General features: G+C 58.4%; 14 protein-coding genes and 2 tRNA genes. 10 read left to right on the top strand and 6 right to left on the bottom strand.

Annotation, left to right across the window (positions count from 1 at the left end; all coding sequences use genetic code 11):
• The first annotated feature begins 265 nt into the window (after positions 1-265).
• The 3 genes from RY831_RS24385 to RY831_RS24375 are packed head-to-tail and all read left to right on the top strand — an operon-like array spanning position 266 to position 2,689.
• Positions 266-1,483: a hypothetical protein gene (locus tag RY831_RS24385; RefSeq protein ID WP_326508974.1), complete on the top strand. Its 1,218-nt coding sequence runs from the start codon at positions 266-268 to the stop codon at positions 1,481-1,483.
• A gap of 28 nt (positions 1,484-1,511) precedes the next feature.
• The gene (locus RY831_RS24380; RefSeq protein WP_326508973.1) at positions 1,512-1,787 is read left to right on the top strand and encodes a hypothetical protein; all 276 of its coding nucleotides are present in this window, start codon (positions 1,512-1,514) and stop codon (positions 1,785-1,787) included.
• On the top strand, positions 1,751-2,689 hold the full coding sequence (locus tag RY831_RS24375; protein WP_326508972.1) for a carbonic anhydrase: 939 nt from the start codon (positions 1,751-1,753) through the stop codon (positions 2,687-2,689). Before RY831_RS24380 ends, RY831_RS24375 begins: the two co-directional genes overlap by 37 nt.
• Here the strand turns inward: RY831_RS24375 and RY831_RS24370 are convergent.
• The gene (locus RY831_RS24370) at positions 2,673-4,070 is read right to left on the bottom strand and encodes an MATE family efflux transporter (RefSeq protein WP_326508971.1); all 1,398 of its coding nucleotides are present in this window, start codon (positions 4,068-4,070) and stop codon (positions 2,673-2,675) included. The two genes, RY831_RS24375 and RY831_RS24370, sit on opposite strands and share 17 nt — an antisense overlap.
• Before the next feature lie 241 nt (positions 4,071-4,311).
• Between RY831_RS24370 and RY831_RS24365 the strand changes: the two genes are divergently transcribed.
• Positions 4,312-5,049 carry an aldolase gene (locus tag RY831_RS24365; RefSeq protein WP_326508970.1) on the top strand — a complete coding sequence of 246 codons (738 nt, stop codon included), beginning with the start codon at positions 4,312-4,314 and terminating at the stop codon, positions 5,047-5,049.
• A gap of 418 nt (positions 5,050-5,467) precedes the next feature.
• Here RY831_RS24365 and RY831_RS24360 read toward each other — a convergent pair whose 3' ends face one another.
• The gene (locus RY831_RS24360) at positions 5,468-5,695 is read right to left on the bottom strand and encodes a hypothetical protein (protein ID WP_326508969.1); all 228 of its coding nucleotides are present in this window, start codon (positions 5,693-5,695) and stop codon (positions 5,468-5,470) included.
• A gap of 346 nt (positions 5,696-6,041) precedes the next feature.
• Positions 6,042-6,941, bottom strand: coding sequence for a DMT family transporter (locus RY831_RS24355; RefSeq protein ID WP_326508968.1), 900 nt, complete (start codon positions 6,939-6,941; stop codon positions 6,042-6,044).
• A gap of 151 nt (positions 6,942-7,092) precedes the next feature.
• On the opposite strand from RY831_RS24355, the gene RY831_RS24350 reads away from it, so the two are divergent.
• From RY831_RS24350 to RY831_RS24330, 5 genes are all read left to right on the top strand, one after another.
• A complete protein-coding gene (locus RY831_RS24350; protein ID WP_326508967.1) occupies positions 7,093-7,320 on the top strand; it encodes a hypothetical protein in 228 nt (75 codons plus the stop codon).
• 79 nt (positions 7,321-7,399) lie between these two features.
• Positions 7,400-7,660 (top strand): hypothetical protein, encoded by a 261-nt coding sequence (locus RY831_RS24345; RefSeq protein WP_326508966.1) that lies wholly within the window; start codon positions 7,400-7,402, stop codon positions 7,658-7,660.
• Positions 7,661-7,919: 259 nt separating this feature from the next.
• Positions 7,920-8,006, top strand: a tRNA-Leu gene (locus tag RY831_RS24340).
• Between the two features lie 62 nt (positions 8,007-8,068).
• Positions 8,069-8,153, top strand: a tRNA-Leu gene (locus RY831_RS24335).
• 280 nt (positions 8,154-8,433) lie between these two features.
• Positions 8,434-8,622: a hypothetical protein gene (locus RY831_RS24330; protein ID WP_326508965.1), complete on the top strand. Its 189-nt coding sequence runs from the start codon at positions 8,434-8,436 to the stop codon at positions 8,620-8,622.
• 60 nt (positions 8,623-8,682) lie between these two features.
• Here the strand turns inward: RY831_RS24330 and RY831_RS24325 are convergent, their stop codons facing one another.
• A complete protein-coding gene (locus RY831_RS24325; protein WP_326509022.1) occupies positions 8,683-9,771 on the bottom strand; it encodes an MFS transporter in 1,089 nt (362 codons plus the stop codon).
• Between the two features lie 464 nt (positions 9,772-10,235).
• On the opposite strand from RY831_RS24325, the gene RY831_RS24320 reads away from it, so the two are divergent.
• The gene (locus RY831_RS24320; protein WP_326508964.1) at positions 10,236-11,201 is read left to right on the top strand and encodes a cyanophycinase; all 966 of its coding nucleotides are present in this window, start codon (positions 10,236-10,238) and stop codon (positions 11,199-11,201) included.
• A 35-nt stretch (positions 11,202-11,236) separates the two neighbouring features.
• Here RY831_RS24320 and RY831_RS24315 read toward each other — a convergent pair whose 3' ends face one another.
• A complete protein-coding gene (locus RY831_RS24315; RefSeq protein ID WP_326508963.1) occupies positions 11,237-11,722 on the bottom strand; it encodes a DUF2269 family protein in 486 nt (161 codons plus the stop codon).
• Positions 11,723-11,831: 109 nt separating this feature from the next.
• Complete coding sequence (locus RY831_RS24310; RefSeq protein WP_326508962.1) at positions 11,832-12,407, bottom strand: M23 family metallopeptidase; 576 nt, start codon at positions 12,405-12,407, stop codon at positions 11,832-11,834.
• Between the last annotated feature and the right edge of the window lie 196 nt (positions 12,408-12,603).

Below are 12,603 nucleotides of genomic sequence, written 5' to 3'. Positions count from 1 at the left end.
CATAAATCAGACGGAAATTAGCGTAGAGCCGGCATTTGTTTACAGATGCCGCAGGCGTGTTTACGGATCGCTTACGGATGCCGCGCGGCCAGTGTTGCTTCTCCGGCGCCATTGCGAAATATCAGACGCGCGCAAGTATCGGTTCACTACCTTAGCTTCACACGAAGTCAAGAACAGCTCAGGGATGGAGTGCATATGCCGGTTGAATCCGGGTGTTGAAACTTGAAACCGATTGCCGATCAGGATAATGAGAAAGGAAGTGGAAATGAAATGTCGTGCCTTGGCTCCCTCGGGCTTACTGGGAGCGGTATTGTGTGCCGCAGCGATGCTGTTGACGGCTTGCGGTGGTGGTGGAGGTGGTGGCGACGCGCCGGTAAGTACGGCGGCCGGCGGTGCAAGATTGCTCGCCGACACGGAAGTCAGTGCGGCTTCCGGTTTCAGCGCCACGCTCGTCAGTGCGCCTGGAGACGGTTCCTACGTCTGTTCGGCAATGACGCTGGAAGTGAGGGGCAGCGGCATTCGCAATGTGGAACTGCTGCCGCCGGGAAGTTACACGCCGAAATACGCGACATTCACCGTGTCCGAAGACGGTGCCACCGCACGCGTGCAAATCGATCCCAGGAATTGGCCCAACGGTGATTTGCGAGTGCGTATCAGCGCATTCAATGCCGCAGCCGGACAGCCGGCGGAAGAGATCGTAGTGATGTCGGAGCGCACCTGGAAGATCGCCAACAATACGTGGCCCTGCGTATCGCCCGGCAGCTCGGGAGGATCGACTACGCAATTCCAGGCAACCCTGATTTCGGCGCCGGCAACCAATACCTATGTCTGCAACATGCAGACGCTGGAAGTCCGGGGCACGCGTCTCAGGAATGTCGAGCTATTGCCGGCGGAGGGTTACGCGCCGAAATATGGCAGCTTCACCATTTCCGACGACGGCAAGATAGCTCGCCTGAATTTCGACCCGAAAAACTTTCCGAACGGCGACCTGAAATTCAGGATCAGTGCTTTCGATGCGGCGGCCGGTGAGCCGGCGAACGAAATCGTCGCGATGCAGGAGCGCACCTGGCGCATTGCCAACGATATCTGGCCCTGCCTGTCGCCGGGAAGCAGCCAGCCGCCGGGTCCCTTCAACGCCCAGCTGACCAGTGCGCCAGAGAACGGCACCTACGTTTGCTCCATGGTCACCCTCGAGGTGCTCGGTACCCGCATCAGAAACGTTGAACTGCTGCCGCCCGATGGCTACACGCCAAAATACGGCAGCTTCTCGGTGTCCGGCGACGGCCATATCGCGCGCCTGGAGTTTGACCCTAGGAAGTTTCCCAACGGAGATCTGAGAGTCAGGATCAGTGTCTTCGATGCGGCGGCGGGACAGCCTGCTAATGAAATCATTGTCATGCCCGAGCGTACCTGGCGCATTGCGAACGACATCTGGCCATGCATTTCGCCCGGAAGCACTACCGCCGGCAACCCGGGCACCTGATCAAGTATTGGTGGCCTCGTTCAGGGAGATGCCGGAGCAAGTCGAACATCCATTCGTGGAGATTCGTCTTGAGCCGGCAGGGCTTGTGCCGCCGTCCGATGTTGTCGATGTTTCACGGCAGTGGGTTGCCGTCTATTGTTTTTTCATTGTTCTGTCGGTGCCGCTGTACCTTGAGCGGTTCGGCCTGTTGTTCGCCAAGCGCTTTTTGTTCGGTAAACCTGAAGAGAAGGCTAAAATGATGTTGCTTGGTAACAATAGGGACAGCATATGCCTAACAACAGATTTTTTTCTCTCGCAGCATTGAGCCTGGGGATCTGTTTCTCTCATTCCGCTCTCGCAGGGGCAGACAGCGCAGCCGTCAATCTGGCCCGCGCTGCCGAACTGGCCGCAATCCGGGCCAAGCACGAGCAGACGGAACGGGAAGTTGCCGCAATCATGAGGGCACGGCAGGAAGAGATACGCCGTGAACGGGGCGGCAGCCGCCCCAAGGCTTCGGCCGCCGGCGAAACCACGGCGCCTCCTGCGCCACCCGTCGAGCGCTGGAGCTATGAGGGCGAGACCGGTCCCCTGCGCTGGGGAAAGATCAATCCCGCCTGGGCGAAATGCCATTCCGGCAATCGCCAGTCGCCCATCGACATCCGCGAAGGCATCCAGGTTGAACTGGAAACGATCAATTTCGATTACAGACCGGCTTCGTACAATGTCGTCAACAACGGGTATACGGTGCAGGTTAATTTCGGCGCGGGCAATCGCATCTCGCTTACCGGGCGCACCTACGAACTGTTGCAATTCCATTTCCATCATCCGGCCGAGGAAACCGTTGGCGGCCGCGGTTTTCCGATGGTGGCCCACCTCGTCCACAAGGACGCGGAGGGTCGCCTTGCGGTCGTGGCGCTGCTCGTCGAAAGCGGCAATCCCAATCCCGTGGTGCAGGCCGTCTGGAACAACCTGCCGCTGGAACAAAATGAACCGCTGGTGCCTATCACCGCGCTGGACATGAGCCAGATCCTGCCCGAGCGGCGCGAGTACTATACCTACATGGGATCGCTGACAACGCCCCCTTGCAGCGAAGGCGTGCTGTGGATCGTGATGAAGGAGCCGATCAAGCTTTCGCCGCAGCAGATTGCCATCTTTGCGCGTCTGTATCCGATGAATGCCCGCCCCGTGCAGGCTACGGCGGGCCGGCTCATCAAGGAATCCCAATAGCGCGTTCACGCAGCATCCAGCGGCGTGTCATCAGCACGGCAACCGTTCCCAGTCCCGCCGCCAGTCCCAGCCACACCCCGGACCCGCCCAACCCGGCGGCAAAGGCAAGCGCCGCGCCGAGCGGCAAGCCTATTCCCCAGTAGCCGAGCGCGGCCAGCATCATGGGCACGCGCGTGTCATGGATGCCGCGCAGCATGCCGGCGCAGACTACCTGGGCGCCGTCGGCGAGTTGAAACAGGGCCGCCAGCGCAAGAAAACCGACGCCCAGCCGGACAACCTCCGCGTTTTCCGGATTGCCGATGTCGATGAACAGCCCGATCAGCAGCGTGGGCGAGAACAGCATCAGGCTCGCGGTAATCACCATGAAGCCTACGCCGAGAGCGTAAGCGCTCCAGCCCGCGCGCGCGATTCCTGCCGCATCCCCTGCGCCATACGCACGCCCCACGCGTATCGTCGCCGCCTGTCCGAAACCGAGCGGGACCATGAAGCCGATGGAGGCAATCTGCATGGCAATCGCGTGCGCGGCCAGGGCGGTTTGTCCTATCAGGCCCATCATCACCACGGCGGCGTAGAAGATCGTGGTTTCGAAGGCCATGGTCGCACCGATAGGCAGACCGAGCTGCCATAGCTGGCGCAACCTGTTGATGTCGAGCTCGTAAAGTCGCCCGAACAGGCGGTAGCGGCGAAAGCGGCGATGATGGCAGACGACCACGACCAGACCGCCGAACATCAGCAGGCTGGAACAGAAGCTGGCCAGTCCGGCGCCGGCAAGCCCGAGGGCGGGGAAGCCGAAATTGCCGAAGATCAGGCACCATGCGGCCAGGGCATTGAATGCGATGGCAATGCAGGCGACTGCCAACGTCCATATTGGACTTTCCATCGCATTCAGGAATGAGCGCAGCACGATGTAACCCAGGAAGGGAAACAGCGCCCACTGCAGGGTGTGCATGAACTCCAGCGATCGCCGCGCCATATCCGGCTGCTGGCCCAGCATGATCAGCACGCTGTCGGCATTCCACAGCAGCAGCCACACTGGAATGCAGATCAGGCCGGCGCTCCAGAATCCGTGCCGGACCGTGCTTCTGACATCCCTGACCGAATGCGGCCGCGCTCCCATTATGCTTGCAATCAGCGGGATGACCGCAGAGACCACGCCGAGGCAAAAGATCATGACGGCATGATACAGACTGGCCGCCAGCGCCGCCGACGCCAGGCTGTCGGCCCCTAGCCGTCCGATTAAGGCGAGATCGGTTGCCGTCAGAATGGTTTGTGCAAGGTTGGTCAGGATCAGAGGCCATCCGAGCCACAGCGTGGACTTGAGTTCAGAAACCCAATCGCTTCGCGCCGGCTTGATCGCTTGTCTGTTTGTCAGGCTGGGCATGATTTTTCGGCGCGAGCCGCGCCGGTTCGATGTGATTGCGGGATGCGATGCCTACGATAAAGCGTATGCGTCTGCCAAAGCTCGTTAACCGGATATATACGGTATGCAAGGGCATCGCATTCTGCCCTTTTTCCTGAATTCCTGCAGGCCGGGCCCAGCCGATGTGCATGGCACGTCCCGGGCGTTCCGTGCTAAGGTTGCATCGTGTCCTTCCCTTACACGCGAGCACGGCGAAATGGTCATGAAATCTTCCACACTGGTCCTGAACACGTTGTTTGATGCGCCCGCAGTGGCACGCTTGCGGGAAGATCTCGCACTCGCATTGCGAGCCGCCGCCCATCACGGCCTGGCGGAAGGCGTCTGCAATCATTTCAGTGTTGCGCTCCCCGATGACGAGCATTTCCTGCTCAATCCGCGCGGCTTGCTCTGGTCCGAGGTGCGGGCCGAGGATATCGTGATTGTCGACAAGGAGGGCAACAAGATTGCGGGCCGCCATGAAGTGGAGCCGACGGCGATGTTCATTCATGCCGCCATTCACAGGATCGCTGGCAAGCAATGCGTGCTCCATACGCACATGCCTTATGCAACGGCCCTTACCCTGACATCGGCACGCGCGCTTGACACGACGCTGTCGCAAAATGCGATGCGTTTTCACGGTCGCATCGCAAGCGATGCGAACTATAACGGCCTTGCGCTCGACAGCGGAGAAGGCGAGCGAATCGCCAACGCGATGAATGGTGCCGATATCGCCTTCCTCGGCAATCATGGCGTGGTCGTGTGCGGCGGGCGGGTTGACCATGCCTATGACGACCTCTATTACCTGGAGCGCGCATGCGCCGCCCAGGTGATCGCCTTGTCGACCGGTCTGGAGCTCTGTCCGGTGAATCCATCGCTGGCGGCGAAGGTCGCCGGTCAGGTTCAGTCCGAGCGCCTGCAGTCGGAACTTTTCTTTGAAGCGCTGCGCCGGCAGTTGCCCTGATGCGCAGCGAGCCCCGGAATTAGCGGCACCGGGCCGAGAGCCCGGAATTTTCGCCGACACTGGTCTGTCTCATTTGTTTGAAGACAGGAATGGCTTCCTGCAACGTTCAACTCCAGAGAGACACGCCATGTTCTTCTTTTTTTCGAAGCGGCTCGGATGCCTTGGGTCCATCCTTGTATCCATCGTGCTGACCTTGCTGCTGCTTTCTTTCTTCGGCATCTTTTAACCGGAATGGTCAAGGTGGGCGCATGCCACTGGCCGGACATTAACATGACGTCTTAACTTGACGTGAAGCACCGTCGTCGTAAATTTCGCCCCCAACATTGCAACGGCTTTGAGGAACCGGCAGCAGTCGCGCCGCGACGGCCTATTCCCGCCTGCGGCTATCGGACGGGAGTGGAGTATGCGGCGAAGCGCTTCAATGCATGCTGGCGTTGGTGAAGATCGGCGGATTCTGCTCAAGATCCTGAAGCGCTGTCTGCAGCCATGCGCGGACGAATTCGTCGCCATGGACATCGCGCAGCAGGTTGTAGTTTGTCATCATCATGACGCCAAGTGCGTCGGCCTTGGTCGTTTCATCGGGCATCTTCTGCAAGAGAGTGCTTACTGCCTTGACCGCTGCCACTGCAACTTTATCGTATGCCATTTCAGTTCTCCTTATCTGCATGCACTGAGTCGTAAATATTTATCTTGACCGCCGTTGCGACGGGTCGGTCCCCGGCGGCCATAAAGCAAAATCATTGCTGGGTGAAGGTGTAATAGCAAAGCGCGTGCCGGGTCCGGCCGCTGGAAGCCGATGTACTTTCGCTGATCGATTTCGCCACTGTTCAGGCCGAAGAACTTCGAGAAAAACGCGTTTCCTGGTATGGAACCAGTACAACGGGGGCTACAGCCCGTAATAGGTAATATCTACAATTCTTCCATGGGCATTCGCTTGATTTGGAAATAATGTAAATATGCGTAGCGCGGCCGGTAGCAAATTCACACCGGTTTCACTTCTTCGAGAGGCGCCGTGATTCATGCATGTCCAACCATGCCGACATGCAGCTGCTGGCGGCAATGACGCCCATGCCCAGCCAAGCCCAGAAGTCCGGTGAATGCCGGAAGAAAATCCAGCCGATCAACGCGGCAAAAGCAATCTGGGTATAGGTGAACGGCATCAGCGCCGCAGGATGCATGCGTCGAAAGGCCATGACGAGGAGCAGGTGGGCGACCGTGCCGAGCAGCCCGACAGCGAGAAGAAGAAGTAGGCTGCTGGTCTCCAGCCGGATGCCGAGCTCCTGCAGCTGGCCTGCCTGCAGCGCGATCAGCGGCGAGAGCAGGGCAACGCCGGTTAACCCGGTGTAGAACTGCGTGGTATGCGGATTATCCAGCAAGGCCAATCGGCTCGTGACCAGGTTATAGGCTGCGGACACGACGGTGGCAACCAGCGGCAGCAATGCTACGATATTGAACAGGGCGCTTCCCGGCCGTATCACCGTCATCGTACCGGCGAATGCGGTAAGTATCAGCAGCCAGCGCAGCGGGCCGAGCGGCCGCTGCGAAAGGCGGCTGGTAAGCACGGTCACGAAAATGGGCGAAAGCATGATAATCGCGGTAAATTCCGCCAGCGGCAGATACTGCAAGCTATAGAACGTGAGAACGCTCAGCATGATCAGCATAGTGCCGCGCAGGAACTGTACGCGCAGATGCCCGGTTCGGAAGCCCGCCAGTCCCCTGTTGATCAGGACCGTGCCGGCCATGACCAGTGTCTGGATCGCATATCGGCACCACAGGATGAGTACCATCGGCAGCAGTGCGCCAAGATACTTGGTGCCAGCGTCCATCAGTGAAAACAAGAGGGCGGCCAGCGTAATCATGGTGATCGCGCTTGCGGGATTGGTCTGTTTCATTCTGTAATGATAGTGGGATAGTTTCTTGCGTGCAGCGAAAGCCTCAATGCTTCACATGCACGCTTCACATGCACGCAACACGATCGTTGAATCCTTGCCGGGAATCGATGTCTCAATGACATTGACCATTCAACGAACGGGTTAGCAGACAATGGACAAGGACGAAGTATCTATCGAAGACCTGATGCGTTATACCGCCTCGATGGTGCAGGCAATTCCCGATCTCGATTGCCCGGAGTGCTGCGAGTGCGGTTGGACCTACCACTATGTTGAACGCAGCGCGCAAATTTACCTGGAGGAGATGGAGTGGGCCATGCTGGTCCAGACCATGGTGATTTATAGTCGCCGCCGGAAGCAGGGTGCGCAGAATCCGGGTTGAACACTTCCAGTGGGCAGGCGGATATCGAAGTCGAAGATCAATGAATCGTCCGGCGATATCCGTTGACGCCAATTTAACAATGTACAGTCTATTTCCCAAGTCCCCGGTTATCCCCGCAGTTTCGCAGACATCGCTGCCCGCCTGCGAATGGGTGATGCCTGCGCCCGCAGCAACTCGCCGCGGATACGCAAGCCTGTGCAAGAAGCTGCCCGCCGGTCAGCCGGATTATCTCCTGGTCGATATCCTGCATTCGCAGGAGGGCGTCGAGCGCTGCACCGCAGCCGTCTACGACGGCCACGCATATGTCATTCACTATGGGTTCATTCCGCGCCGGCCATGAATCCCCGCGCATGATTTACTGTCGATTCCGTCGCCATTCGACGGGCGCGGCACACAGGCTTCGAAAACTTTTTCATGGAATTGGTACTTAGGCACTTGAGGGTTTCGATTCTATGGGGTAAGATGCGCGCCTCCTTGACGTGATTCTCATCGAATCACGGCGGNTTTTTCATGGAATTGGTACTTAGGCACTTGAGGGTTTCGATTCTATGGGGTAAGATGCGCGCCTCCTTGACGTGATTCTCATCGAATCACGGCGGGCCCAGATGGCGGAATTGGTAGACGCACTAGGTTCAGGTCCTAGCGGTGGCAACACTGTGGAGGTTCGAGTCCTCTTCTGGGCACCAGTCTTTATGACGGGTGATTTTTGCGAATCCCTGTCATGTCGGAAGTGTAGGAAGCAGCTGTCGCCCAGATGGCGGAATTGGTAGACGCGCAGCGTTGAGGTCGCTGTGTCGAGAGACGTGGAGGTTCGAGTCCTCTTCTGGGCACCAGGCATGTCGATGCTGGTGAAGCTGCTGCTATCCTTCTCTTGCTGTCGTAATGGACGCGAGGTCTTCCGATCCCGCCACGCAAGGCCCAATCCTTTCGTATTATCCTCTTCCGTATCCTCCTCGCGTTTCAATCAGTGGTATTCGGTGCGCTTCCCGAGCCGTAGTTCTCAGGTGCTTCCATGCGGTATTTCGCGAGCACGGCAAGCTTCTTGATATCTCGCAAGTTGCTTTGGTCTTCATCTTGTTACCTTTATCTCGAAAATAATGCAACGAGGTAACAATGTCGATCTATCATTTTGAGTACAACAAGCGCGGGCTCAAGGGCAGCACTGCTGTCAATGCATCTTCGGAGACTCAGGCCAAGGAAACCGTGCTTGCAGACTTGTGGGAGCTTGGTTACGCGATGGCGCCCGAGCACCTTATTCTTATTGAAACCGAGCCGGGATCACCAAGCGTTGCCTATTACTGATGCTTGATTGCCGGCCTGCCATGAACCACGAATCGCGGCCAAGCAGGGTTCACCGCACCATCAGTCGAGCGCACGCGCGAGAAATGCCGCCGCCGCGATGAACAGGCATAAAACGCCAAGCAGGGCCAGTGAGGTTTGCAAGCCCCAGCCATGCGCGACGAAACCAATGATCGGCGGGCCGATCAGGTTACCGCTGTAGCCGAATGTCGCAACCGCAGCCAGTGCGGTCGAGCCATAGCGGGCAGCAGCGCTATAGACGAAGGGGAATAGCGCCGCCATTCCGGCGCCTGCGATTGCAAATCCAAATATTGTCGTCATGGTGTTAAACGCCGGAACAGCAATGAATATTCCGGTCGCCGCCAGCAGAGCGCCAGTGCAAATGACGCGCCGAGCCCCAAACATATCCTTCAGGCGGTCTCCGAACAGACGGGCGGCAAGCATCATGGCCGCGAATCCGGCAAAGGCAAGCGGCGCAATGCCGTCTCCGACGCCCAGTCTATCTTTCATGAATACGCCGCTCCAGTCGGCAACCGATCCTTCCGCCACCGCCCCGGAAAAACAGATTGCCCCGAGTACGACCGCAGGGCCGCGCGGAATTGCAAAGCTTCGCTCGGCGCCACGAGGATCCAACTCATCTTTGTCCAGGTTTGCATAGCACAGGTGGAGCGGCGCGAGGAACAGCAGGGCAATCGCAGCGAAGTGCATGGCGGGGCCCACACCCATGCCGGCCACGGCACTGCCGATCAGTGCTCCGGATACGGTGCCGACACAGAACCAGGCGTGCAGGGCGGACATGATGGAGCGTCCGGCGAGCTTTTCCGCATCCGCCCCGATCGCATTGATGGCTACATCAAAACTGCTGGAAGCGGCGCCGTACACGACGGCGGCAAGCAGAAGACCGGCAAAGCCGGGAGCAAGCGATAATGCCGGCAGGCTTGCCAGCAACACGAGGCCGGTCAGCCATGCCGACTGTCGTCCCCCGTGCCGCCTTATCAGCCAGGCAGCCAGGGGAAACGAAGCCACTGCGCCGATGCCGCTGCTCAACAGCACGATGCCGAGCTGTGCCGCATTCAGCGCAAGCGAGTCCCGGATGGCCGGAATGCGGGCAGCCCAGCTAGCGTAAATCACGCCCAGCAGCAGAAAAAGCACGGGCAATGCGGCTTGTTGAAGCAGGTTGGAACGCGTCGGTACAACACGCACGGGTTTGGTAGATTCTGTCATCGGCGGTAAAACGGAAATCGGCAATTGCAGCCAGAGCGGCATTTCGCTGCTCGAGGCAGTTGACTTGGATTGGACTGACAGGACGTTCCGGAAAAGGCTCATCCATGTCGCATGCAGGGCATTTCAGCAAAATTGGAGCTGTACTGGATCAGCGCCTGGCCATTCACGCAGGCATGGCAATCATGCCGTCATAATCGAGTGACATTATATTGCCGCTAAGTGCATGGCCGGATCTTTCAATTGCATTCATGATCGATAGACGGCGTCCGACAGCCTTTGTTCGCAACGCTTCGTGCAAACTCTGGTCAGAAACGGAGAACCTGGTGTGCCTTGCAAATGGACCGATAGATGTCGGTTCCCGATCGCGCTGTTTCCATCATCATTGCCAGTCCATGAAAAGAAGAAAATTTCTGTTTGCCAGCCTCAGCCTGCTGAGCACTTGGAGTGCTGCCGGCGTGTTCAAGAACTCAGGTGCCAATCCTTCTTCCGGCTCCGCGCCCGCGGATGCCGTGTTGCGGCCGGACGTTCGTCAACCGGCGGGGCATCTCGTAATAATCGGGGGTGCGGAAGACCGTACCGGGGACCGGGTGATACTGCGTCATATGCTTGCGCTGACAGGGCAGGCGGACCCGGTGGTGACCGTCATCGCCGCTGCAAGCGCATTCCCTGATTTCGTATGGGGGCGCTATGACAGGGTATTCGAAGAGCTTGGCGTCACGCGGCGCAGGCATGCCGCCATCGGTTCCCGCGAAGACGGCGAGAATCCGGAACTCGCCGCATTGATCGAACAATCGCATGTCGTCCTGCTGACAGGAGGCGATCAGCGCAGGTTGCTCGGCCTGATCGGCGGTACCGGCGTCGAACGGGCGCTGGATCGCGCCTATCGCATCAATGGCCTTTGCATCGCAGGCACCAGCGCCGGCGCGGCCGCCATGTCGCGCGACATGCTGGCCGGCCGCTCCATCAGCGACGGGCTTGGGCTCCTGCGCGGCGCCCTGATCGACCAGCATTTCTCGCAGCGGCGAAGGCTTGACCGGCTTGCCTCCGCCGTTGCCAGGCATCCGCAGCTGATCGGGATAGGCGTTGATGAAGATACGGCGCTCGTCATCAGCCACGGCAAGAAGTTCGAGGTGATAGGTTCCGGTACCGTCACCATTGTCGACGGGCGGCGCCTAGGTTCTCCGGTCGAAGAGATCGACATGGAAGAATTGCTGCGGGCATCGTCCATGCAGATACATCAACTGCCGGCAGGTGTTTCCTCCATTGCCAACCGTGACAAGTCCAAGGGCGGCATGTTTGAAGAAGAGATGGCGGCCCTGCAGGCACTGACCGAAGTGCTGCCGGTGTTGACTCGCTAGGTGCCATTCACGCAGGCATGCTCAAACTTCCATGATCACTGCCAAGGCCAGGGCAGGTTCGGCTTGGCGACCATCAGGAAGTAAATAATGACCATGGCAACAAACGCCGGATAGCCTAGCGCTTCCCACCAGCGCGCGTATCGCCAATAGAGCGCAGGCAGCGCACTGTTGCTAGCGACCGCTTGCTCAGCCATGTTCTTCATTCGCAACTGAAGCCAGAGCACTGGAAGCCAGCAGGCTCCCGCAAGGACGTACAGCACCAGAGTCCATGCAATCCATGGCGTACTCATTTTCCAGCCAGCCATGTGCATCAGCGCGAATCCGGTAATAGGCTGGATGAATCCTGCGGGCGTGGTGAAGACCCAGTCGGCGCGCGCAACCAGTCGCCCGACGACAGCTTGCGCCGCGACGCTGTTGCTGCGGTTGGCGAAAAAAAGATAGTAGGCGGAACCGAATCCGACTCCGGCGAGAAAGACCGAAGACAGGACGTGAAGTGTTTTCAGGATCAGGTAGGTGGACATGGGTTCGTGATCAAGAGAGGCTTCGGATTGTCAATGTCGTATTGATATGCATCTCTTCCCGAACGTTCGAGACAGCCTCTTGGTTCAGGGCATCTGTCCGCAAGCTTCTTCATGATGCCGGATGCGAAGGGGGTACCGCCACTTTTCCGGAAAGTAATGGAAACGGGTTAATGGCGCCCTTGCCGGTATAAATTCCATAATGCAAATGAGGCGGTGTCAGTTTTGCATTGCCGGTATTCCCTACGAATCCCAGCAAGGCGCCAGCGCCGATGCGTTCGCCTGTCCTGATATTGGCAACCTGATCAAGATGCGCATAGTAATGACGATGTCCGCCCGGACCAAGCACCCACACGACGTTACCCCCCAATTTGTTGGTGCCGATGCGGCTGATTATTCCTTCGGTGGTCGACCTGACCGGTGTACCCCGGGTTGCAAAGATGTCGATGCCTTCATGCTTTCTTCCATGGCTCCTGGCCGCATGCCAGGTATCGCGAAGCTGTCGTTGCGCAACCCGGTCGACCGGCATGCGCAAATGCCGCACCGGATCGGACATGACAAGGCGTGACAGATAGGTCGAACGTTCGACGGCCGGTTCGATCACGGCAAAGCTTGCATTGATCGCCATGGCAATCAAGGCGAGGCGCATGAGGCGCAGGATGAAGACCAATGGCGAAGAAGGCGGCATGCTTGTTTGAGTGGCATCGAATCACGGGGTTCATCCCTATACACGGTCTTGAGCTATTGTTTTCGATGTCATTTTTTTAAGATTTTGATGATGCAGACTGGATTTTTTATCCGGCGCAAAAAAGTGCTTGGCAGACTGGCGAATGCTTTGCTATAGTTCGGCTCCCGTCGCGAAACGCAGCAAACAAAGCGAGCAG

Source organism: Noviherbaspirillum album, assembly GCF_035916955.1.
Taxonomy (GTDB): domain Bacteria; phylum Pseudomonadota; class Gammaproteobacteria; order Burkholderiales; family Burkholderiaceae_D; genus Noviherbaspirillum; species Noviherbaspirillum album.
Note: the sequence above shows the minus strand (reverse complement) of the source record. Positions and strands in the feature narration are given on the sequence as shown.

Excerpts from the sequence above, each read along its gene's own strand:
- RY831_RS24315 (WP_326508963.1), bottom strand. The coding sequence starts at position 11,722 with ATGTCCACCTACCTGATCCTGAAAACACTTCACGTCCTGTCTTCGGTC.
- RY831_RS24360 (WP_326508969.1), bottom strand. The coding sequence starts at position 5,695 with ATGGCATACGATAAAGTTGCAGTGGCAGCGGTCAAGGCAGTAAGCACT.
- RY831_RS24355 (WP_326508968.1), bottom strand. The coding sequence starts at position 6,941 with ATGAAACAGACCAATCCCGCAAGCGCGATCACCATGATTACGCTGGCC.
- RY831_RS24370 (WP_326508971.1), bottom strand. The coding sequence starts at position 4,070 with ATGCCCAGCCTGACAAACAGACAAGCGATCAAGCCGGCGCGAAGCGAT.
- RY831_RS24380 (WP_326508973.1), top strand. The coding sequence starts at position 1,512 with ATGCCGGAGCAAGTCGAACATCCATTCGTGGAGATTCGTCTTGAGCCG.
- RY831_RS24310 (WP_326508962.1), bottom strand. The coding sequence starts at position 12,407 with ATGCCGCCTTCTTCGCCATTGGTCTTCATCCTGCGCCTCATGCGCCTC.
- RY831_RS24350 (WP_326508967.1), top strand. The coding sequence starts at position 7,093 with ATGGACAAGGACGAAGTATCTATCGAAGACCTGATGCGTTATACCGCC.
- RY831_RS24385 (WP_326508974.1), top strand. The coding sequence starts at position 266 with ATGAAATGTCGTGCCTTGGCTCCCTCGGGCTTACTGGGAGCGGTATTG.
- RY831_RS24330 (WP_326508965.1), top strand. The coding sequence starts at position 8,434 with ATGTCGATCTATCATTTTGAGTACAACAAGCGCGGGCTCAAGGGCAGC.
- RY831_RS24375 (WP_326508972.1), top strand. The coding sequence starts at position 1,751 with ATGCCTAACAACAGATTTTTTTCTCTCGCAGCATTGAGCCTGGGGATC.
- RY831_RS24345 (WP_326508966.1), top strand. The coding sequence starts at position 7,400 with ATGTACAGTCTATTTCCCAAGTCCCCGGTTATCCCCGCAGTTTCGCAG.
- RY831_RS24320 (WP_326508964.1), top strand. The coding sequence starts at position 10,236 with ATGAAAAGAAGAAAATTTCTGTTTGCCAGCCTCAGCCTGCTGAGCACT.
- RY831_RS24365 (WP_326508970.1), top strand. The coding sequence starts at position 4,312 with ATGAAATCTTCCACACTGGTCCTGAACACGTTGTTTGATGCGCCCGCA.